Source organism: Pseudoalteromonas luteoviolacea CPMOR-1 (genome assembly GCF_001625685.1).
GTDB classification, from domain to species: Bacteria; Pseudomonadota; Gammaproteobacteria; order Enterobacterales; family Alteromonadaceae; genus Pseudoalteromonas; species Pseudoalteromonas luteoviolacea_K.
Genome location: NZ_AUYC01000051.1, coordinates 106,907 through 131,687, shown reverse-complemented (window position 1 = coordinate 131,687; position 24,781 = coordinate 106,907). Strand labels below are relative to the sequence as shown.

The 24,781-nt window shown below is 40.6% G+C and carries 13 protein-coding genes; all 13 read left to right on the top strand.

The window, feature by feature from the left end:
• The first annotated feature begins 32 nt into the window (after positions 1-32).
• Positions 33-4,292 carry a non-ribosomal peptide synthetase gene (locus tag N473_RS20415; protein WP_063369527.1) on the top strand — a complete coding sequence of 1,420 codons (4,260 nt, stop codon included), beginning with the start codon at positions 33-35 and terminating at the stop codon, positions 4,290-4,292.
• Positions 4,289-5,317 carry a 2,3-diaminopropionate biosynthesis protein SbnA gene (sbnA, locus tag N473_RS20410; protein ID WP_063369526.1) on the top strand — a complete coding sequence of 343 codons (1,029 nt, stop codon included), beginning with the start codon at positions 4,289-4,291 and terminating at the stop codon, positions 5,315-5,317. The genes N473_RS20415 and sbnA overlap by 4 nt, the downstream gene beginning before the upstream one ends.
• Positions 5,307-6,326, top strand: coding sequence for a 2,3-diaminopropionate biosynthesis protein SbnB (sbnB, locus tag N473_RS20405; RefSeq protein ID WP_063369525.1), 1,020 nt, complete (start codon positions 5,307-5,309; stop codon positions 6,324-6,326). Before sbnA ends, sbnB begins: the two co-directional genes overlap by 11 nt.
• Position 6,327: 1 nt before the next feature.
• Positions 6,328-10,722 carry a non-ribosomal peptide synthetase gene (locus tag N473_RS20400; RefSeq protein ID WP_063369524.1) on the top strand — a complete coding sequence of 1,465 codons (4,395 nt, stop codon included), beginning with the start codon at positions 6,328-6,330 and terminating at the stop codon, positions 10,720-10,722.
• A gap of 44 nt (positions 10,723-10,766) precedes the next feature.
• Positions 10,767-13,865: a cyclic peptide export ABC transporter gene (locus N473_RS20395; protein WP_081221312.1), complete on the top strand. Its 3,099-nt coding sequence runs from the start codon at positions 10,767-10,769 to the stop codon at positions 13,863-13,865.
• Entirely contained in the window at positions 13,858-15,027 is a 1,170-nt protein-coding gene (locus N473_RS20390; protein WP_063369523.1) for an efflux RND transporter periplasmic adaptor subunit, read from the top strand. Before N473_RS20395 ends, N473_RS20390 begins: the two co-directional genes overlap by 8 nt.
• A 22-nt stretch (positions 15,028-15,049) precedes the next feature.
• The gene (locus N473_RS20385) at positions 15,050-18,358 is read left to right on the top strand and encodes an efflux RND transporter permease subunit (RefSeq protein WP_063369522.1); all 3,309 of its coding nucleotides are present in this window, start codon (positions 15,050-15,052) and stop codon (positions 18,356-18,358) included.
• 28 nt (positions 18,359-18,386) lie between these two features.
• Complete coding sequence (locus tag N473_RS20380; protein ID WP_063369521.1) at positions 18,387-19,424, top strand: DUF1015 family protein; 1,038 nt, start codon at positions 18,387-18,389, stop codon at positions 19,422-19,424.
• Positions 19,421-20,593 (top strand): dipeptidase, encoded by a 1,173-nt coding sequence (locus N473_RS20375; protein WP_063369520.1) that lies wholly within the window; start codon positions 19,421-19,423, stop codon positions 20,591-20,593. The genes N473_RS20380 and N473_RS20375 overlap by 4 nt, the downstream gene beginning before the upstream one ends.
• A gap of 18 nt (positions 20,594-20,611) precedes the next feature.
• The gene (locus N473_RS20370; RefSeq protein WP_063369519.1) at positions 20,612-20,989 is read left to right on the top strand and encodes an ACT domain-containing protein; all 378 of its coding nucleotides are present in this window, start codon (positions 20,612-20,614) and stop codon (positions 20,987-20,989) included.
• A 53-nt stretch (positions 20,990-21,042) separates the two neighbouring features.
• Positions 21,043-22,098, top strand: coding sequence for a hypothetical protein (locus N473_RS20365; RefSeq protein WP_063369518.1), 1,056 nt, complete (start codon positions 21,043-21,045; stop codon positions 22,096-22,098).
• Positions 22,099-22,152: 54 nt separating this feature from the next.
• Positions 22,153-23,100 carry an alpha/beta hydrolase gene (locus N473_RS20360; RefSeq protein ID WP_063369517.1) on the top strand — a complete coding sequence of 316 codons (948 nt, stop codon included), beginning with the start codon at positions 22,153-22,155 and terminating at the stop codon, positions 23,098-23,100.
• A gap of 369 nt (positions 23,101-23,469) precedes the next feature.
• Entirely contained in the window at positions 23,470-24,264 is a 795-nt protein-coding gene (locus tag N473_RS20355) for a siderophore-interacting protein (protein ID WP_063369516.1), read from the top strand.
• The last annotated feature ends 517 nt before the right edge of the window (positions 24,265-24,781 follow it).

The window sequence follows — 24,781 nt, the reverse complement described above, 5'->3', positions numbered from 1 at the left end:
ATTAAGAATATAACAATAATTTAGGAGGAAGGATGTCCTTAACATCACCAGGAGCTGAAAGTACTGCCAATTCTCAGCAAGTAATGGGGCAAAAAGTTTATTGGAAATCAGTATTTAATCAAGTAACACTGGCTTCTAGACTACCTAATGACAAACATGGCCAGTTTAAAGCAACAGATGTACGAGCAGATAAAGCTAGCTATGAGATGGATTTGGTAAAATTTGATCCTTTATGGAATTTGAGTAAAGCCTCTGATAAATCGCTGCATGTTTTACTGATGGCAGGTTGGTCGTTACTGCTTAATAAATACAGTGGCCTGAAAACACTGTTAGTCGCTACCCCAGGGTATAAGGATGATGCCACTGATATTACTGAACGTATGTTAGTGGTCCGCAATGAATTAGAAACGACATATGATGTTCGTGAGTTGTTAGTTCAAACGCAAAATATGCAGTTAGATGCGGTGCAAAACCAAACCCTGAGCATCAAAGAGATCAATGCATTTTTACAGAGTAATAGCGGAGATGTAACTGAGTTACCTCAGCTTGTGGATACTTGTCTATGCCTTGAGAATATTCAAAACCCAAACAGTGTGCCAGATAAAACATTTGCGCTAGTCATTAAAGCTAAGCGAACATCTAAGGGGCTTTCTGCGACGTTTGAATTTGACATAGCACACTATAGCCGACATTTCATTGCTCAGTTGGCTGAGGTGTATTTTGGTCTACTCAATCGCATCGTGTTGGATACGGATCAAGTAATCAAAGATATCTCACTGTGTGATGAGCAGGCAGAACAGCAAATATTGAATGAATTTAATCGCGCACCGAGTGAGTTTGCTGATGGTGTAAATGTGAGCCTATTGGTCTCAGATATAGCGAGCAAAACGCCTGAAAAAGTGGCACTGCAATACAATGATCAAAGTATCACATATGCTGAATTAGAGCGTAAATCAAATCAGATAGCAGAGTATCTGATTAAAGAGCGTGGCTTACAATTTGAAGAACGCGTCGCTGTGATGATGGACCGCTCAATCACCTGCTTTACTGCCATGCTCGGTATTCTAAAGGCTGGTGGCGCTTACGTGCCAGTAGATTGTGAATTATCTGAAGACCGCATCACAACGATTCTTGATAGCGCAGAAGTGAAAACAGTGCTGTCAGAGTCCAATAAAATACGATTGCTCAATAATGTACAGTGGCAAGCCAAAACATTTGAATCATTTATTTGTTTAGATTCTGACAGCATATATAGCATTGAAGAGGCTGAGCAGTCAGAGCTGATGAGTCAGCAGCTTTGGCATTACATCGGTGAAAAAGCGACGAATGATATAGAAGGCGGTGGTTGGTACTCCAGCTATGATGGGGGCTTGATCCCGCAAGAAGAGATTGATGAATATGTTGACAATACTTACCAAAAGTTAGCGCCATATTTAACCAAGACAAGCAAAGTCCTTGAAATCGGCTGTGCCACCGGTTTTACGATGTACAGAATTGCGCAAGAAGTAGGGCAATATGTCGGTACTGATCTGTCAGATGTCATTATTGAGCGTAACAACCAGCGTATTGAAAAAGAGGGCATTACCAATATCAAGCTGGCGGCGATGCCTGCACATGAAGTGAAAAACCTTGATGAAGATGACTTTGATGTCGTCATAATCAATAGCGTTATACAAGATTTCCACGGTCATAATTACCTTCGCCAAGTGATCAATAATGTGATCAATAAATTGGGTGATAAAGGTATCATTTTTGTCGGCGATGTGATGGATCAAGATCGCAAGCAGGCGATGCTTACTGAGTTTATGGAATACAAGCGCTCTCATCCAAGTAAGGATGTCAAAACTAAGATTGATTGGCGCGCTGAGTTATTTGTATCAAAAGACTTTTTCGCTGATTTGGAGCATGAGTTTGACGAAATCATCAAAGTAGAAAGTGACGATAAGATCCACACTATCGCCAATGAGTTTACAAAATTCCGCTTTGATTCGATATTACACGTTAATAAGTCTGAGGCAGTCTCTTCAGTTAAACCGAAAAAGAAAACTCAACATGATTTTAGTGTTGTTAAACAGTATACAGGGACAAATTTTACGTCTCCATATGCTGATAAATTCAATGGTCATAACTTAGCGTATGTGATTTTCACGTCTGGCTCTACAGGAGTACCCAAAGGTGTAATGATAGAGCACCGAGGACTGGTTAACCACGCACAAGCTAAAATCAATGATTTAGGCATGGATAAAAATAGTGTGATTGCACAGAATGCTGCCCTATTTTTTGATATTTCGGTATGGCAATACTTTTCACCGTTAATGCTTGGTGCAACAGTTAAAATTTATGACAATGAATTGATTTTCAAGCCACAAGAATTTATGCAGCGAGTCATAGATGATGAAGTAAGTGTCTTGGAAGTCGTTCCTTCCTATCTATCTGTCCTCAAAGAAGTACTGACAGAAACAAAGGCAGAACTCAAGCACTTACAATATTTGATGGTGACGGGTGAGGTGATAAAGCCAACAGCCGTAAACGAATGGCTTGATCTGTACCCTCAAATTCCAGTGGTCAATGCATATGGCCCAACAGAAGCATCAGATGACATTACCCATGCCATGATCAAGGAAAAGGTTGTCAGTGAGCGAGTCACAATTGGTAAGCCTGTTAACAATATGAAAGTCATTATTGTTGATGACAACATGAATCTATGTCCTGTTGGAGTCAAAGGGGAGATTTGTGTATCTGGTGTCGGTGTCGGACGTGGTTATCTCAATGACCCAGAAAAAACTGCACAGGCTTTTATTGATGAGTCAGATAAGCATCCAAGGCTATATAAGACAGGTGATGTTGGGGCATGGAACCCAGATGGCAGCATCGACTTTTTTGGTAGAAACGATCACCAAATTAAGGTCCGTGGATTTAGAATTGAATTAGGTGATATCGAAAGTGCTATCAGGCGTTTTTCTGGTGTTACAGAAGTATGTGTGATAACTGAGGGACATGAAGAGAACCTGCAGCTTGTTGCATGTGTTTGCTATAACTCTGAACAAGTTGAAGCCGGTAGTGAAGAGAGTTTTAATGAACGTTTAAAGCGTTTCTTAATGCAAGAACTACCAGATTATATGCACCCAAGCCGGGTTCATCATTTTGACAAATTGCCACTCAGTGCAAATGGCAAAGTAGACCGAAAAGCACTGAGTAAACTTGCAGCTCAAAAGAACAGAGGGGAGATTGTCGAACCTGAAGAAGAGCTAGAGTTTCATTTACGTGAAGTTTGGGCCGATGTTCTAGAAATGAATATCACGGAAATTGGTATTACTGATGACTTCTTTGATATTGGTGGTAACTCAGTAACCGTTCTCAAGTTAGTGAATAAGATATCATCTGACCTCGGGATCCAAACAACCATCAATACAATCTTTGAGCACCGTACGATCCAGCAACTGGGTCAAGAAATGCAGCAAGAACGTGAAGTGATCGAAGGTTTGAGATGTACTATCAAGCTCAATAATTCGACGTCTAAAAACAATCTATTCTTGATACATGCTGGTGACGGAACAATCTTCGCGTATAGAACTTTAGCCAAATTACTTGAGCCAACACATACGGTTTATGGCATTCAAGCTCGCGGTTTAACTGATAAATCTGTACTACCAGATAGCTTACCTGAAGTGATCGGTGAGTATCTTAATGAGATGTTTAAAGTTCAGCCAGAGGGGCCTTATCTCATCGGTGGTTTATGTACCGGTACGCATATTGCGTTTGATATGGCGCGTGTACTAGAGAATTTAGGTAAAGAAGTTCAAGAGTTACTGTTACTCGATATTCCAGTTGAGTGGCCTGAGCCTTTGATCAAGAAAATGACGAAAGCGTCTAAGCGTCATAAACCAGGTAACTGGGCAAACAAGCTAGAGATGGCGCGCGATAAAGTGATGTATTACATGAAAGATGAAAACATTAATAGATCACAAAGAGCCGATGATGAAGAGATGGAGTTCAAGGATTGGAAAGCGACAGTATATAAACATATGTCACATTTGCTTTCATACAAGAGCAAGTCATTCAGATTATTAGATACCCCAATCACCGTCCTTAGTGCGATAGGCAATCCTGAAGAGCTTAAAACACAGGAGGATTGGCAAAGAATGACAACTGAAAAAGTAACATTTATAGAAGTGCCAGGGGATCATGATTCCATGTTCTATCCTCCACATGTTCAAGAAGTACATCGCCTGATGGACCCAGAGCAGTACGTGGATGGGCGATGGAAGAAAAAATGGCGCAATAAGCTATGAGTCGCCTTAACTCGATAAGAGTGAGTAAACCCGAACAGTTGCTCATAAATAATCTGTACTTAGAGCTGTCTGGCATTGCCCCAGCTCAGGTACATTTAAAGTACGAAGGGTTTAATGCTGCGGGCTCCATAAAAATGAAGTCCGCCCTAACACTCATAGATGAATTAGAGCAACAGGGCAAGTTAAAGCCTGGTTCTGAAATTATAGAATCATCATCAGGTAACTTGGGCGTTGCACTGGCGATAATTTGTGCCTCTAGAGGCTATAAATTTACTTGTGTGACGGATCTGGCTTGTACTGAACAAGCCAGAGCCGCGATTTTAGCCGCCGGTGCTAATTTAATAGTCGTTAAAGATAGAGACGCAAATGGTGGTTTTTTAGCGACTCGTTTGGCGACGATAAAGGATAAATGTCAGCAAAATCCTAACTTAGTGTGGACGAATCAATATGCCTCTAGTAGCAATGTAAACGCACACTACAAATATACCGCACCAGAAATACTCTCAACCTTTGAAAAGGTTGACTGGTTGTTTGTAGGAGCTGGTACAACTGGCACGTTAATGGGATGCATTAAGTATTTTGCTGAGCACTCTCCAAGTACACGAATAGTGGCGATTGATGCCAAAGGCTCGATTACATTTGGTCACCCAAAAGGCATACGTCATATTCCGGGCATTGGCACCAGTCGTGTACCGCCTATCTGTGACCACGATGCGGTTAAACATGTGCACTTGGTCGCTGAGCAAAATACGATTGCTGAATGTCACTATTGGGCTAAACAAGGGTTTATGTTTGGAGGCTCGACGGGAAGTGTCTTAACAGGCATTCGACATTACGCAGATAAAATAAAAGCAACTGACACAGTTGTTGCGATCTCCCCTGATGGCGGCGAAAAGTACCTCAAATCTATATATAACCCACAATGGGTTGCAGAACGGTTTAGCTCGCTACCTGAGATCGTCCCCTACAAGAGTAAAAATACTTCCGATGATGTGAAAATAAAGGAATTAGATTATGAAGTTTGAAGTGATTAGCGGCAAGTCAGTCAATGACGTTGTAAGTGCCAACTATCAGGGAATAGTTGATATCGTTGAGAAAACTTACCTTGCTTATCAGCTTGGCAACGCGCATAACCCTGATAGCTATTTCTTACGTTTTGAGAAAAAACCAGAAGCGCGGATAATTGCTTTGCCTGCATATATTGATGATGCATTAAAAGTAAGCGGCATGAAGTGGATTTCGAGTTTTCCAAAAAATATTCAACAAGGTATCCCTAGAGCATCGGCCGTTTTAATTTTGAATGACCTAGAAACTGGTTATCCTTTTGCTTGTCTGGAATCGAGTATTATCAGTGCTTCTAGAACATCAGCGTCTGCGGTATCTGCAGCATATCATTTAAATAACAAGCAAAAGAAAGTTGCTAACTTAGGAGTGATCGGTACTGGTCTTATTGCACGCTATATTATTGCGTTTTTCGCTGGGTGTGGTTGGGAAATCGAAAATCTTCATTTGTTCGATACAAATGAAGCATATGCTGAGCAGTTTAAAGCGCGAATACAAAAGGACTTTGCACAGCTAAAAGATACAGAGATTATGATAGCCAATAGTGCCGACGCATTAATCCAGCAAAGTGACATCGTTACATTTGCCACATCAGCAGGAGAGCCACACATTCACAATGTAAGTGCGTTTTCTCACAATCCCATCGTGTTACACGTCTCTTTGCGGGATCTGAGTCCTGAAGTGATCCTTGCTTCTCATAATGTGTTTGATGATGTGGAGCATTGTATGAAAGCGAATACTTCACCACACCTTACCGAGCAGAAAGTCGGCAATCGTGATTTTGTCACTGGCACTTTAGCTGAAATTCTAGCAGGTAAAGCTGCGCCAGCAAGAGATAAACCGGTCGTATTTTCGCCATTTGGGATGGGGATACTAGATCTTGCAGTAGGTTATAAAGTTTATAGCGAGGCTGCAAAATCTGATGAAACTACTCAGATCGACGATTTTTTCTACGATATGAACCGGGTGTAGTATGACTAAGAAGTATTCATTGCTCAGTGCTCAAAAGCGCGTTTGCTACTCACAATTGATGATGCCGGATAGCCCTATGCACAACTTGGGTGGCGTCGTCATTTTTGATGGTGAAGTTGACTTTAACAGACTTAATCACTGCTTTATTCAGCTTCTAAACGCTAACCCGATACTTAGAATGCAGTACCGCTGTATTCAGGGAGAGCACGTTCAAGTGCTCTGTGATATCGAGTCGAAAAGGTTGCCTGTACAGCACTTTGTAGAGCCAGATGTTCAAAATGCAATATTAGACTGGGCGTCGCAACAAATGGCGACAGTTATGCCGTTTGAAAATGCGCCATTATTTGAGTTTATATTGCTAAAGGGAAATGATAATACGCAGGGGTTCTTTATTAAACTGCACCATTTCATTGCCGACGGGTGGACATTTGCACAAATCAGTCGCCAGCTCTCTGACGCATATAATCATTGCGATGTGACTGCTTGTACTGATGCAGTGGATACAGACTTTGAGTTTCTTTTCCAGCAAGAAGAGAAATATTTTAATTCAAAGCGTTATAGAAAAGATGCCCAATATTGGCAGAGTAAGTTTGACTCATTACCGGATTTAAGTGTATTTCCAGCGGGAGATGATGCTCGCTCACAACGATATGTACATTCTTTGAGTTGCGAGCAAAACGCTTTATTTGAGCAATTATGCCAAACGTATGGCTGTACAGAAAATACTTTGCTTGTTGCTACTTCATTATTGCAAATGTATCTACGTACAAGGGAAGCGGATCTTACTTTAGGGTTACCTGTTTTTAATCGCACATGTGCAAAGTCTAAAGAGCAGCTTGGGATGCTGACGAGCACAGTGTGTTCCAGGTTCTTGGTTAATGAACAATCTACTCTGATTGAGTTTATTGATATGGTGAGTTCGACATTGCGTCACGATTATCGCCATCAGAAATACCCGTATGAAGAGTTGGTTTCGGAGTTGGCGCTAGCCAAAAGTGGGCAACGGCGTTTGTATCATATGTCCGTTAACTATTACAAAGGACAAAATGTCGAGCATTATGGTGACGTACCAGCACGTAACTTCGAAGTCTTCAGCGGGGCACAAGACCATGATCTGCAATGGGTTCTAACGCCGAAGACGGATACAGCCCCGAGTAAATTATATATTGATTATAAATGCTCATGTTACCGTGCCCATGATATTGAACAAATGAGTAAACAGCTGTTTTATATTTTGCAGCAGCTAAAAGATGACAGTTCATTATGTATTTCAAAACTGCAAAGTATGGATGGGGCAACTAAGCAACAGCTATTGTCCCGTTATAATTTGATTGACGAAAATCCCCAGCCATTTACAGATGTTGTTCGCCAAATAGAAGCCATTAGTAAGCAGTTTCCGCAGGGTATAGCGATTGAGCAGAAAGGTTTTCAGTTAACGTATACGGAACTTGTCAGCAAGGTCAACACCGTGGCGTTGCAGTTAAATCATAGGGGAGTTGCCCCCGGAGATATTGTAACTATTTCCATGGCACCTAGCTGGGAGCTCATGGTAGTCATGTTAGCTATTTTAAAAACAGGTGCCGCATACTGCCCGATTGATATTACAACACCAGCCACCAGAGTGAACTATGTACTGGAGCAAACCAAGAGTGTGATATTTGTGAGTGATGAACCTACTCACCTGTCGCTCAAGGTTACTCCTACCGCTGTCGCGAGCTTATTTATTGATTCAGATGGGCATGATGAGCAAGTTAGTTGGCCAAGTATTGAGCCAAACGATAGTGCATATATTATTTTTACATCTGGTTCTACTGGGCAGCCCAAAGGGGTTGATGTGACTCATGGTGGGTTTGCCAACTATGCCAACTGGGCTGCAAAGACGTATTTGCAAGGTAATCAAAGCGCCATGGCGTTTTATTCTTCACCAGCCTTTGATCTCACTGTGACATCTATCTATTGCCCCTTAATAACAGGCGCTAAGGTTGTTGTCTATCCGCCTAATGATGAAGAGAATATTCTGCATGACATTGTCATGGATAATGTGTGTGATGTGATTAAGCTTACACCTGCTCATCTTAGCTTACTCAATCAGATCATTAAGTCTGACTCAAGGCTATATACGTTTGTTTTAGGTGGAGAAAGCCTAAGTATTGATGCGGCAAATAAACTGCAGCAGAAAATAGGGGCAAAAGTTAGAATATTTAACGAGTATGGGCCTACAGAGACCGTGGTTGGCTCGATGACGTACTTGTTTGATGGGCGTCAGGCAGAGGGGAGTGACGTAGCAATTGGTTTGCCGATTGCAAATACTGCTATTTATATTTTAGATGAATACTTAGAGCCAGTCCTAGATGGCCAAAAAGGGGAATTATATATTGGTGGCGCCGGTGTTGCTAAGGGCTATATAAATGCACCTGAGTTAACGAAACGCGCATTTATAAAAAACCCTTTTGAGCAAGGCCGTTTGTATAAAACTGGTGACATAGCAAGCAGTGATGGGGAGGTGATCCACTTCTATGGACGACGAGACCACCAGATAAAGCTAAATGGTTATCGAATAGAAGCCGGTGAAGTAGAGCAATGTTTACGTGCTCACAAACAGGTAAAAGACGCTAAAGTCGTTGTAAAAATGCGAGGCGATGCCAAGTTTTTATGTGCTTACCTTGCGCTTGATGAGCAAGTTAAGGTCAATTGGCATACTTGGGTTGAAGGTAGTTTACCCACCTATATGGTCCCGTCATTTTTTGTAGAGCTTCAAACGCTACCATTGACGGTAAATGGGAAGGTCGATACTGACAAATTGCCTGAACCTGAGGAAATAATTGCTAGCCCTGTCAGCGTTGATGCAGATGTTGAAGTTTTAACCGTTCTTATCGAAGCCGCTTGTAAAATCTTAGGTCGAGATAATCTCACCGAAAGTGATAATTTTACCTTATCTGGTGGAGATTCAATTAAAGCTATCTCGCTTTCTGCTTTATTGAAAGAACAGGGCATAGGCCTAGAAGTCAAGAGTATCCTCAGCAGCTCAAATTTTGCCACGATGACAGGTCATTGTATCTTGCTTGCTAAGCGCGAAGCCTTGCAGTCAGAAGACAGGCAAGGTGAAGTGTTACCAACCCCAGCGATGGCATGGTTTAACAATTTGAACTTGGTTAACCCTAATGGTTATTGCCATATTGCTACTCTGTCTTTGGAACAGCCAATGACAAAAGAGTGCATGCAACAACTGTTAAATGCTGTGTTGTCGCAATACGATGAGTTGAGTTTGGCTTGGGACTCAGGTCACAAATTACCCCGTTATACCCAATATAAACCTTTGTTGCTAAAAAACACGACAGATCCCGCTTTGCTTAGCGGTGATATAGATATTTCACGCGGCGTGTTGTGCAGTGCTGGATGGCAGCCGAACGAATTGACATTGTGCATCCATCATTTGGTTGTTGATGGGGTGTCATGGCGACTGCTTGTCTCTCAAATCAATCGGGCGCTCGAGGCATATACTCGAAATGAGCGCTATGAATCAAAGCCTCCACATTATAACTTGAAAAAAGCAACGGAGTTTCAAAGCCAGTATACCGTCAGTGATATTGCACATACTTACTGGACAAATACACATAGTCAATTTAGCAGCATCTCAAGCTTATTTCGAATTGATCCAAAGTTGTTGGGCAAAGTGCCAGCTTCAACACTGTCAAATATAAGAGAAACCTTACCTAGTGACCTAAGTTTGCAGTTACTTTCCGAAGCAAATCGCAGATTTAGTACCGAACCACTGTTATTGATGCTGAGTGCGTTATCGCTCTCTTTAAATGAAGTCGGCCAAAGTGACTTTGTCACAATTGAATTAGAGAGCCATGGAAGGCGGCACAACGAGCTAGCTCTGAGTGATGTTATTGGCTGGTTTACTGCGATTTATCCGTGGCAGTTGCCACTTAACCTTGGCTCTTTGGCTGACACTATTAAGCAGGTTAAAGAAGCATATGCAGCAATACCTGATCATGGCGAAAGCTATGGATTTATGAGTCATTTACAGGCAACCAATTCGAAATTACCAGCTCAAACAATGCGCTTTAATTTTTTGGGTGACATGTCTGATAACTTTGATACGACGCAGGTCAAATTGACCAATTTAGCGTTGTATCAAGATCCAAACAACAGCCTTAGTGCACCGCTTGAAATGAATATAGCGGTGTTAAATGCGCAAATTGTAGTCGAAATAAATTATAGCCATGCCCTAATCTCTCACGATCAAATGCAAGCGTTTGTTGACAATTATCTGCAGCAGCTTGAACGGGTTGTGGAGTGTTGCATGTCTTCAAATGAAGTTGAATTTACGCCTTCTGACTTCTCTACCGTTGATTTAGATATGGCAGATTTAGAAGAGCTACTGCAGTAGTTGATGGGCTATCAAGGTTAAATAAGCTAGCGAAGGAGATTAGAATGTTAGCTGGAAGATATATGAAAGTAGTTGTGCTCACATGCATTTTTCTTGTGGGAGCAATTTATTACTTAAACACAAATAAAGTTGAACTGCCTCAGACAATAATTAAAACGAATGACAGTGCTTCTGAAATCGGGATCTATATTAAAAACCAAGCTGAGGAGCAAGGGCTTCCAGGTGTAGCCGCTGTAGTACTTGATGGGAGTCAGCTGATATATCAAGGTGTTGTTGGTTTTTCAAATTCACAAACTGGTAAGCCACTTGATGCAAATTCTCGATTTGAGTTGGCTTCCAACTCTAAGGCCTTTACGGGGCTTGCTATTCAATACTTGGTACAGCAGGGTAAAATTGAGCTAGCACATAGCATTGATACATATCTAGATGACATGTTGTTGACCTACGGTGGTCAGCACGTCAAGGTGACAGTGCATGATTTGCTCTACCATACTTCTGGTATTGGCAGTGATACGCTATCGATATTGCGTGTATCTGATTCACCGGATGCGTTATCTGTTCTGGTTACAGACGTTAAAGGGATGGAACTAAAGTATCAACCGGGATCTCGATTTGAGTACGCAACAATTAACTACGACCTGTTAGGGGCGATTATTGAGCGAGTGACATCGCAAAGTTTTGAAAGTTACGTGGAAGCACAAATCTTAAAGCCTCTTGGCCTTGCCAATACGCACTTTTCAGATGAACAGCTTGCTTCAGGGCATAGTTTTTATCTGGGCACCGCGAAACCTTATGAAGCCCCTTATTATCGGGCTAATGCGCCAGCTGCATATTTAAACAGTGATATTCGTGATATTACGACATGGCTTGAACTACTTACAGGCGAAAAAGAGCTTCCACCTTTGCTGAAAGCTAGTTTTGAAGCGAGTTTAGTGCCAAATAGACAGGTTCTACCTTCGGCTACTGGTGGGTCTTATGCTTCCGGTTGGTGGTTAATCCAATCAGGTGCTGGACGTTATGAGCACAGCGGTTCTAATCCTGCATTTGGTTCATTTATTATGTTTGAGCCACACAAAGGTCGTGCAATTGCGGTATTAGCAAACATTAATTCGAGTAATACAGAAGATATTGCACGAGGCATTAATAGCCTACTCGAGGGTGTGCAACCTCAGTCATTAGAGGCAGATCAATATCGTAACGTGGATACGGTGTCTACAATCGTGTTGGCGGTAACCTTACCCTTTACTCTGATTTGTTTGGTGTTTTTAGGTGGTGCGATTAAGCAAGCGGTTACAGGCCAAAGACAGTTTATTAGTAGCCCGTTAGGTATGCTTAATAAATTGCTATTAAGCTCAGTATTTATGGCTGGTTTAGCAGTTTGCTTGTATACCATTCCACAGCTGTTTTTTGCAGGTGTGACGTGGGACGTAGTATCTGTATGGGCTCCTGCCTCATTTGTTCCTGCTTTAATCGCATTACAAATATCTGCTTTTAGTTTCATCCTCTATTTAATATTTAGCATGTCGTGGCGAGCACAAGATGATAAGCAGGTGTTTGCAAATGCAACTTTAGGTGCAATAAGTGGACTTGGAAATACATTGTGTATTTTTACCATCAATATGGCAATTCATATGGATGATCCACTGGCGAACCAGTCTTATATTATTTTCTTCTTCGGCATGATTTTGTATGTAGCAGGGCAAAAAATTGTTCGTACGCAAGTACTTAATATCACCCATAAAACAGTCTATGAAATGAGAATGAAGATGGTGAATAAAATTCTCAGATCACCTTATTTTAAAATGGAACAGGTTGAAAAAGAAAAGATTCAAACGGTATTGAATAACGACGCAGAGCTGATCAGTCAGTTTCCGCATTTTCTAATTTCAATTATTACCTCTGCAACCACGTTATTTTTCTGTTTTATATATTTAGGAACGGTGAACTTGACCGGTCTACTGCTTGCCCTAGGGGTGGTATTGGTTGCCATTACGATGTTTTTTATTGCAGGTATGCGAGTTAATGGTTACATCGAAAAAGCAAGAACGATTCAAGAACACTTTTTTCATTTTATTAATGACTTAATTTCTGGGTTGAAGGAGTTAAATCTTAACGAGAAGAAAAGTCATGCCTTTAGCAAAGATATGGACATAAGTTGTCAGGATTACAGACAAAGCAATGTCAAATCAGGCGTAAAGTTTGTAAATGTCTTAGTCATGGGTGAGTTACTGTTCACCGTTGTGGTTGGTTTTGTGGCGTTTATTTACCCTGTGTTATTCAGTAATTTATCTGCGGCAGATGTCACAACTTTTGTACTGGTCTTTTTATATATGACAGGTCCAGTGAATGGTATTTTGCAAAATATACCGCAGCTTATGCAGATTAAAGTCGCGTGGGGTCGAGCTACTGAGTTTTCCAATTACCTTAATGAATTCGAAAGTAAGGTACCACAACAACTAGCTCAAAAATCGAAAAATGCGCATAGCATTCGCCTATCTGATGTGACTTATAGCTATCAATCACATGATGGTTCAGGCCAACGTCAATCCTTTATGCTTGGACCAATAAACTTTGAATTTAAAGCTGGGGAAGTCACTTTTATTACGGGTGGTAATGGAAGTGGTAAGTCTACATTGGCAAAAATAATTACTGGATTATACAGACCAGATAAAGGCCAGGTTACAGTTGATGGGCATGTAGTGAATTCAGAACAATTGAGTGCACTTTACACTGCGATCTTTTGTGATTATCACCTGTTTCAAAAAATTTATGGGGTTGAGGCTGATAGCAAGCGAGCTGAGATCGATTCCCATCTGGAGGCATTGAGCTTAACGGGCATTGTCTCTATCGAGTCAGGTGTTGTTTCTTCGACCAAGTTATCGACTGGGCAGAGAAAAAGACTTGCATTACTAGTGAGTCACCTAGATGAACGACCAGTTTATTTATTTGATGAATGGGCTGCTGATCAAGACCCGAAATTCAGAAAAGTCTTTTATGAAGGTATTTTGCCTGAGCTTAAGCGTCAAAATAAGCTTGTTATCGTTATTTCACACGATGATCATTATTTTCATGTTGCAGACACAATCATAAAAATGGAAATGGGCCAAATGAGCCTATTGGATAAAGAGGAATTGCATGCTTAGTTGTAAAGTGAAATCGTATTCTCATTGTTTTATAGCTGTTGGCATGGTTGCGATGCTGTTCGCAATGCCTTGGTCTGTAAGCGCAAATCAGATTGTAAGAGTCAACGCAGTTTATCAATTTTCTACGTCACCGAGTTACAAAGCAGTTGGCCATGTTAGAGCAAAGGAGTTCGCTAACCTTGCTGCTGCAGAGAGTGGTTTAGTTTCAGAAGTGGCTGTAAACCCTGGAGATGAAGTTTTAAAAGGAGATGCTTTATTGAGCTTGGACAGTGCTCGTTTACGGGCATTGTTGGCAAAACAAAAAAGTGAAGTGGAAAGACAAAAGCATATCGTTTTACAGCATAAAACTATATCGACAGATGTTGAAAGTGATTATCAGGCTCTGCGCTCTACAGAAGTAGGTGGCGCAGTATCACAGCAAGTATTGCGCAATGCTGCTGCGAAAATGACCAGTTCAAAAACAGAATATGAAGCAGCCAAAGCTCTTCTTGAGTCTTACGAGAGCGAACTGGCGCTGTTAGAAATTCGATTGTTCGACAGCGTCATTCGAGCACCATTTGATGGTCGAGTAACAGAGCGGACAGCGCAACTTGGTGAATGGTTATCAATTGGAGAGTCTGCAATTGCGATGTATTCATCTAATCAACTTGAAGCGTGGATTGAAGTGCCAGCGCGTTTTTCACCACATATCGAGCAACTTAAATCTCAGCCTATTACAGTAAGGTTAGGTGAGCTTACCTATGTATCTGACCAAGTGCGCGTTGTACAAAATATTGATAAGTCTTCAGGCGCTTTCTATTTGGTTGCTGATTTACCTAAAGAAGCGATGAAAGTGTTTCCTGGTATGAATTTAACGGCTTGGGTGAGCTACGGAGAGCGCCAGCCACTTTTATTTGTGCCTCAAAGTGCAATTGTTAAGAATCATTTGGGAACGTTGGTTTATAAAGTGGTGACAGCACAAAGTGAGGGGGAAAGTGAGCAGCAAGCTGTCCCTGTTGCAGTAGAACCACTATTTCAACAAGGGAATTTTGTAGCGTTAGCTGCTGATCATCAGTTGGTACAAGGTGATCAAGTGGTAGTGGAAGGCAACTTACGCCTTCTTGGTAATGCACCAGTCACTGTAATCGAGACTTTGACACTGACACACATGAATAAAATGTAGTTAAGGCTAATGGAATAAAATCATGCAATTGATTGAAAAATCTTTGAAATACCCAGTGACAGTGATTGTTGCTGTGGTCACTGCTTTTATGATCGGCGTGTTGGCATTTTCTAATGTACCAGTGAGAATGACGCCAACTGTGAGCTCTATGTATCTAAGTGTAGATACATTTTGGGAGAACGCGACACCAAGTCAAATTGAGTCTGAAGTTGTATCTGAACAAGAACAGGTACTAGGGAACATCGAGGGGCTGTTGTCTATGGTGAGTTCGAGTAGAAACAACAGAGGCAATATAGTATTAGAGTTTGATTACCATGTTGAACTCGAACAAGCTATGCAGCAGGTAGCTCAAAAGCTGGACGAGGTACCATTCTATCCTGTTGGCGTAACAAAGCCGATCGTCTCACAGTTTGATCCTTCGCAAGCTGCAACAATTGCTTGGGCCGCATTGTCTTCATCAGATCCAAACTTTGATACCACAACATTGTACAGTTTTATGGATCGACGCCTGAGACCCCGCCTCGAACGTATTCCTGGTATTGCAAAAGTAGGAATGATGGGGGCAAAAGAGCAAGACGTCACAATTGTGATAGATACAGCAAAAATGGCATCTCTTGGATTAAGTTATTCTCAATTAGTTACTGCTCTTAGGCAAAACAATGTCAGCTACTCGGGGGGAACAATCAACAATGGTAAGCTTGATGTTCAAGTAAGTACGATTGGTCGTTTTAAGGCGTTTTCTCAACTTGAAAATTTAATGATTAAGCGTACTGAAGCAGGAGCAATTAGGCTCAGCGATTTCGCGCATCTGCAATTAAGTTATAAAGAAGCTAAAAATTGGGTCAGAGTGCGCGGTATTCCAATGCCAATGTTCTCATTTGACATAGAGCACAGTGGCAACGTGTTGGAGGTCATGGCTTTATTAAAAGCGGAATTGCAAAGTATTAATGATGAAGGTGGTGTATTAGCCCAAAAAGCTGCTGAGCTTGGCTTGAATGGTAATTTAGAACTCATTCAAACATATGATACATCCGTATATGTTGAAAATGCGATTGAGTTGGTACTTGAAAATATTCTTCTTGGTGGCTTATTTGCAACAGCAACTTTATTCTTATTTATTCGTAATGTCAGTGCAATAGGTATTATCTCAATTGTTGTGCCTATATCAATCGTGAGCTCTGTAATTGTACTTATAGCGGCAGGGCGTTCTATTAATATAGTGTCATTGTCTGGTATGGCGTTTGCTGTTGGGATGGTGATAGATAGCGCGATCGTTGTTCTAGAGAATATTTACCGCCATAAAGAAATGGGCAAACGTGCAGTGGAAGCAGCACTTGATGGTACGAAAGAAGTCGCGCCTGCGATATTTGCTTCTACGTTAACGACTGTGACAGTTTTTATTCCCATATTACTTATCGAGGACAGTGCTGGACAGTTATTTCGTGATTTAGCGCTAGCGATAATGGGGGCTGTGGGCGTCAGCTTCGTTGTCTCCATTGTCGTAATTCCAACATTAGCTGCAAAACTTTTTAAACAAAATAAAGCACATCTATCTCAGCCTTCAAATTATGGGCTGCGATTAATTGCATCACTGCCAGATAAAGTCACGAATATTGCTGGTTTATTAATAGTCCATTGGAAACGTGCATTGGGCACAGTTGTCGTATTGGCTGTGTTAACTGTATCGGGTATCAAATATCTGATGCCACCAGTTGACTATTTACCAGCCGGTAATTTCAATGCAGCGATCGGCCTTCTTATCCCCCCTCCAGGTTATTCATTAGACAAAATGAATGACATTGGTCGTAAAGTTGAAGATAACTTGAGACCAGCTTGGCAGCAAGGGGGGCTAAAATTTGCGGCTGAAGAGCGTTACAGTGGACTCAGTAGTGAAGAGGTACCAAAGATCACTGTTGCAGAGGGGACCATAGCGGCGCCAGCGATTGAACACTTCTTTATGGGGGCGTTTGACGGCAAGATGTTCCAAGCTGCAATGCCTGTAGATGATCAAAAAACTGTAGATTTGGTGACTTTACTAGATCAATCGATCCGCGGCGCACAGATACCTGATGTGATTAATTTTGCTTTTCAACTGCCACTTTTCCCAAATGGTGGCGCAACGGGCTCTGCAATTTCAATTCACCTTAAAGCGGATCAACTTGAATTGGTAAATAGTAATGCTGCGACCTTAATGGGAAGTTTAGTATCAAAGTTTGGTCCATACAGCGTTGCCCCTGAACCGGCTAATTTTTCGTCTCCGACACAAGGCATTGAGCTGGTACCAGATGACGAGCGCTTGCAAGCTTATGGTTTGACAAGAGAGGAACTGGGACTAGCGACAGCAGCGAATGGTGATGGGATTGTGATGTTGCGAGTCTTTGAGCTAGCAGGAGAGCTCAAAGATCTCAAAATACAAGCTAAACAGGTTGTCGAAAAAGAGAGTTTGCAAGCATTATTGGCCGCGCCGATTGCGACTCCTGATGGTGGTATCACAGATGTAACAGGTGTCACTGAAGTAAGGAAGGTGCAAACACCAGAAGAGATCCGCCATGTAGACAGATTAAGGGCTGTCACACTTCAATTCACACCACCAAGTTCGTTATCACTAGATCAAGCTATAGAGCAGGTACATGAGCTGATCGCTGACCATCGAGAAAAAGGACTGCTTGATAATCGTGTAGAGGTTGTATTGTCAGGCTCAGCAGGAAAGTTGGCTGAAATCAAAGAGTCTCTATTAGGGGATGGCACTTTGCCTTCTTTAGTTACAAGTTCACTGTTTTTGGCACTGTTATTTGTATATTTGATTTTAGTTGTTTTCTTTCAAAGTTGGGGGAGTCCATTACTTATTATGGTAACCGTACCACTGGCAACATTGGGCGGTTTTATGGGGATCTCTTTAGTGCATGCAAGTAGCATTTCTGACCGATACCAAGCGGTACAAAATCTAGATATGTTGAGCATAATCGGGTTCGTCATTTTAGCGGGTGTGGTTGTGAATAATGCTATTTTGATCGTTAACCAAACAACTAATCAGTTGAAAGAAACTGGCACACAAGATTTTAATATGGCGATTTTAGCGGGATTACATAGCCGTGTTCGTCCGATTTTAATGAGTGTTTTGACTTCAATAGGCGGCATGATGCCTCTGGTGTTAATTCCTGGTGCAGGGTCTGAACTTTATCGAGGAATTGGTTCTGTCGTTGTTGGCGGTTTATTTGTGGCCACATTTTTTACCTTCTTTTTAACACCAGCGTTGTTGAGTTTGAGTTTCAAACTCAAGAGCAAGCTTGGTTATCCAATAATAAAAAAGACAAGCAGGGCGCTTGTGTAATGAGTAAAGGAATGAAAGGGGAATTTGCATGAATTATAACATCAACCCAGTTAGGGAAGCTGTATCTTTTGAAGGGGCAGGTGGTAGCTATTATGCTTATAAAATTGAGTCTCCATCAGGCGTATGGTTGGGGCTTTTAGCCGGTGTACATGTCAACGGAGACGTTAAAAAGCATGAGCAAATTTTTTCAGACAAATTAAATGCCTATGCAGAGCGGTTACTGAATAATGGATTACAAGATGCGCCAATCACTCTTTTTTACAAAGAGAATAATCAAATTTGTCAGTTACTTAAGAGCGTGACGCAGGTTCAAAACCCAGATATTACCTTAACGCATAACGCCACCGAGCATAGGCTTTGGCAGATAACTTGTGAAGATTTGGAGTGGCAATTAAGTACCCTATTAGGGCAAATAGAAGGGCTTTATGTCGCTGATGGGCATCATCGTTTGGCTGCTACAGAATCATTGTTATGCGGTGCATCATCAGCTGATGCGGGGGTGAGTGTTTTGTCAGCGCTATTCCCTGATAGCAGTATGAAAGTCGCAGCTTATAATCGCGCGGTTAAAGCCTCTTATACGCTTGATGAACATGAGTTTATGGATAAACTCGAGCGCTATTTTGACGTACTTCCAATTGATTCATGTCAAATGCCAAACGACAGCCAACAGTTTGTTATGGTAATAGGTAAAGTATGGTATTTACTGTCGTTAAAACCCACTTGGCGCAAAGTTACAGGCGCAAGACCGCCATATTCGGTTGATATGCTTGAGAAGTTTGTTTTTGATAAGGTTTTGGGTGTCAATGATGTCGTAAAAAGTACTGATGTGGCGTTTGTACCTGGCAATTATCAAGGCAGAGCTTTCGAAGATTACCTCAGACAGCAGAACTATAGTGTTGGGTTTATATTTCAACCAGTTTGCGTTGAACAAATAATGCAATTAGCTGATGCTGGTGGTGTTTTATCTCCTCATTCAACATGGATTGAGCCTAAGGCAGCTCATGGCCTGGTTCGACATTACGTGAGTTTAGAAGTGCCGTTGGCACTCAGTAAGGGTCGAGCATGAAGGCGTTAAAGTATGTCGTGTTAGCTGTGCTAGGTGTTGCATTATTACGTATGGCAATTATTCATTTTGTGCCACCTGTAATTGATAAACGCTTCAACTCTACGCTTGTACAGGCGCCTTACAAGGCATCACTAAAAGCAGAAAAAATCTATCAAGATCTCTCCTTTATAGCAGATATGCACAGTGATAGCTTGTTATGGCAAAGGGATTTATTGCAGTTGCATCAGCATGGTCATCAAGACATTCCAAGGATGATCGAAGCCAATCAAGCGCTGCAGGTGTTTACCATAGTCAGTAAAGTACCTAAAAATAAAAATTTTGACCGAAATCCAAGTGATACAGATTCACTGACATTACCCTTCATTTTGTTTGGTCGGCCTTTTGAAAGTTGGTTTGACTTGACTGAGCGAGCCAAGGTACAAGCCGACCAGTTACATTTAACTGCCAAACAGTCTAATGGTCAGTTTTCAGTGATAACAAATCGAACGCAATTAAAACGCTATATCTCAGAACGCAACAATAATAGAGCGCAAACCGCTGGTTTATTGGGAGTTGAGGGAGCTCATGTCCTTGCCGGCCAGTTAGGTAACATTGATGTTTTATATGATGCAGGTATTCGCATGGTTGGCTTAGCCCACTTTTTTGATAACGAAGTTGGCGGCTCTGCTCACGGCTTGGAAAAGTATGGTTTGACAGAGTTTGGTATAAGCGCACTGAAAAAAATGGAAGATAAAGGCATGTTTATTGATTTATCGCATGCCTCTCCAGCGCTTTTTGCTGATGTTATTAAATATGCATCCAAACCCGTTGTTGTCTCACATACAGGGGTCAAAGGCACTTGTGACAACAACCGCAACCTTTCTGACAATCAATTAAAGCAAGTTGCTGAAAGTGGTGGTTTGGTGAGTATCGCATTTTTTGAAACGGCTTTATGCGGGAATTCGGTGCAGGATGCTGCTGCTGCCATTAAGTACACCGCTGATTTAATTGGGGTTGAACATGTTGCTTTGGGGTCAGACTTTGATGGCGCGATTAAAGCGCTTTTCGAAGTAAGAGGTTTAGTAACGTTAGTAGATGCTTTATTAGAGTTAGGTATGGATAAGAGAGATATTGAACTTATTTTTGGTGAGAATATGAAAGATTTTTTAATTAATAATCTGCCAAATTAATTTTTAAGGAGGTAATAAGTGAATTTTAATTTAAGAGTTTTGCCTGAGTTATATTCAATATATAAGTTGAAGGATTTATCTAATATTGAATTACCCAAAACACGAGAGTTTTTTTCGTTAACAGTGACTGATGATGAATATTCATTGATATCAAGTGTTGAAATAGACTCTGAATATGAATCAGTCAGTCGAAACTGGAAGTGCATTAAAGTTGATGGTGAGCTCCCATTTGATGCCGTAGGAGTAACAGCTAGCTTATGTAGTGCAGTGGCAAATGGTGGAGTTAGTTTATTTGCAGTATGCACTCATGATAGAGACTTTATTTTAATTGAAGAAAATACATTAGAACAGGCGATTGAGCTTTTAAAGGGGGCAGGTCATAAATTTGATCTGTAAAAGCTTTAATCGCAGAAGTGGAACACTTTAATAATAATTTAGGAAAGGATTTTATGGGAAATATAATTGACACCAGAGAAGAAGAAAACATAAACCAAGAAATTCTTCGAAGGGTACAGCGCAGCGAGGGCTTTTTATTAAAAGGAAATTTTAGACTTACCAAAAGTAAAATGTCTTTCGGTGCAGCAAGGTTTAAAATTGAACGAAATGTATTGGATACATCGCTAAGAATGTTTGACAAAATAAGTTGTAAAGAAGAAGTACTTCGCAACTATCAAGCATTTTCGATGGATGGGAAAAAAGTTGTATTGCCAAAACACTATCCAGTTTCAATGACTGAAAGGGAAGGTGTATTGGGTGGCAATAGGAATGTATTTATGTACTTCCCTTACTGTATGGGTGAGATGGACTCTAATCCGGATAACCACTTCAGTTTGGAGTTTGTAGAGAGTTCTCAAGAAATATATTCTAATGTTGTCCGTCCATGCTTATATAAAACTTTTATTAATGCAGATGAAATTAATAATAAGCTAGTTAATAACATTAAGAATCTCACTTATTTATTTTCTTTATTTCATGAGATAGGGCACTTGATAGGCCCATGGCAGGCAACACCGAATCGCAGAGAGGATTTACTAGTTAAGCCATTTTATCACGCAATTATGGGGGAGTTAGCCGCCGACTTAATGATTGCGCGTTGTAATCCTTCATATAGTGATATTAGCCTGATGAACTTAGTCGGCAAAATGTTCTTCTATGCCCGTAAAGGGTTTTGCGATAGCCCTACGCGAGCTATGGTTAACCTTGATAATGATAGTTGGGGTGGCGTCTATATGATCAAATCTTTACTCGATCAAGGCGTGATCACTCGCTCTGGTAATTTATATCATATGGATCTAGATAGATTAATTGACGGTCTTATTTATCAGTTTAACCAAGTGCATGAGCTGGGTTTAGAAGTCATTAAACTCAAAACGAAAGAAGAGCAAATGGCATTTGTTGAAAGCTGGATGCGTACTCAACTGGAATATGATGAGGAAGGATATTTAATACCTGAAGAGGTTATAAATATGTTTAATTTGTTAAAGGATGTGCCTGAGCAAGCTTAACTCATTACTCTTATTACTATATAGTAATAGCTATAAGTAAGCGTGAGGTTTGAAATGGATATGTTTAGTGAATACTCGCAATTGATGCAAGCTAATGAAAAATTACGTTCTCAAAATGAATACCAAAGTGGAATTGAGTTGTTAATTGAACATGAAAGTGTGTTTCCAGACAAGAAATACGAGATTTTATTCAATCAACTGATTAATTCTATGTTAGATGAAAATCATGAAAATGCGCTTGATATACATGAGCGCATTGTAAATGACGGTATGTGCACAGTGGTTAATTGGGAGCTATTTGACCCTATACGTGATAATAGTCGCTTTAAAGATGTGCTTGAGAAAAGTGATAAGATAAGGCAGAGCTTACAGCATAATGCTAGTCAGGAAGTAGAGTTATATTTTCCTGAAAATTATGAAACGCATAAAGCATATCCATTATTTATCGCATTGCATGGTGATACCAATGATTTAGAGGCGTTTAAGGTTAAGTGGCCAGCAAAATATACTACAGATTTGGGCTATATTACTTTGTATATTCAGTCTTCACAGGTAATTTGTACTAATGGTTATGGTTGGGTGCCTGATTTTGCAATAACCAATAGTGAAATATCTAAAGCAGTGTCGGCTGTAATAAGCGAATATTTAATTGATGAAAGTAATGTGGTTATCGGTGGTTTTTCTGGTGGGGCAATAGCTGCTATAGAGGTGGCAATGTCAAATTCGGTCAATGTTAGCGGTGTTATTGGGTTATGCCCAAGCATCAAACCACCGTCATTAACTTCGAGTTCGCTTAAAAATTGTAAAGAAAATAACAAGAAATTTGTAATTTTTGCCGGTGAGAAAGATGGACCTGACAGTGTTGAAATGGAGATTGTTGGTTGTTTGCAAAGTGAACAGGTTCTTTGTCGTAGTCATATAAACCCCAATATAGGGCATGCTTATCCAGCAGACTTTAAGGCACAGCTGAGTGATGCAATAGATTGGATACAGTCTCTTTAGGTGATGATAAAGAAGACATATTGCTAATATTTAGTCGGCTAGATATCTTGTTTTGTGTCTTGCAAATGAATATAGACTAAAGTTGTTAGTTAAAAGCTCTTCACACATTCGAATTTATTAATCATAGTCACTTTAGCAATATGCGCCTACAAAAAATGAGGGCGCTATTGAATTAAGTGCGAGTATCTATTTGGTACCTAATTACTAGGTGTGCGGCACCCTCTAAACTGTTCTTACCCTATTACTATAAAACGCTTTTAATCCACAAGGCTTTAAATTCATGACTTTTGGTCTGTTATTTTGATGATACTTTATTAAATATTTATCGTCGCCAATCGTATTAATAACAAAGAGCAAAAGAGTTTAGCTATGGCTGTAGGTAATTATCGAAAAGCACAGGTATTAAAAAGCGAATTTTTAACACCTAATATGAAGCGTATTGTTCTCGCTGGAACAGACTTAGCCAGTTTTCCGGAGGGGTTTGAAGCTGGATATGTGAAACTACTTTTTACTAAGCAAGGTAGAGTATTGCGCGAAGATGAAGCCTTTGCGCAGTTGGCAAACCATAATATTATGATGCGAACCTATACAGTACGCGCATTTGATAAGCAGGCTCAGCAATTGACGATTGACTTTGCACTGCATGAAAAAGAAGGCGCAATAGCCCCCGCCTCTGACTGGGCTAAAACCGCTCAACTTGGTGATGAAATCATTGTTGGCGGACCGGGTAAAACAATAGGGGTTGATCACCGTGCTGATTGGTTTTTATTAGTAGGAGATATGACCGCACTGCCAGCCATCAGTTGTTATTTAGAAAGCTTGCCTGCGTGTGCTCATGGGCGTGCAGTAATTGAAGTGACCAGCCCAGAAGATATTCAAGATTTAAATAAGCCCAGTGGTATTGAGGTTATCTGGCGAGTGAACACCACACCGGGTAAAAATAGTCCGTTGCTTGACGCTGTCAAAGGCATTGACTGGCAGCAAGGTGATGTATTTGTATGGTGTGCATGTGAGTTTGACACCATGAAGGTGCTTCGCCGTTGGTTTAAAAAGGAAAAAGGGCTCGAAAAAGAGCAGATGTATGTCAGTAGCTACTGGAAATTAGATTGCACTGAAGAAGAACATAAAGCCGAAAAGCTCGCTGACTCAAACCTGCCAAATTGACCTCAATACACTTGACTTCTGAGGGTTCATCATTGTCATTGCTGATTTTGTTATGGGCGATGGTAGGAATGGACCCGGCTGTGATTATTTAACTTGCTCTAATAGCACTGTCGATAAATTAAGACTTACCAGAGTATTTAAATTTACAACAACTTGTCATGACGATGGTGCCTTATATTAGCAAAATTGCGTTGGGGAAATAGGGCTCATTCGCTATTTATAAACGAAGCACTTAGTTTATTACCGATATACTCATCTAGATCTATACACCTCAGCTTTCCATCGTGGGTGAGATATAAATTTTTTCATACATTCTGATTTTTAACTTTTCTACCTTAAAAAAGTTCAATGCCTAAAATATGTAAAGCGACTGTAATTTAATCAGTATAAAGTTCTTGTTGGATAATTTTTTGTTTTTTATTTGTTGCTATTTTGTTCTTTTTTTTGTTTTTGGGTTTTTACTTTCTATTTTCCAGTGTTTTAGTATGTATTTGTATTAATTATTTGTTTTGTTATG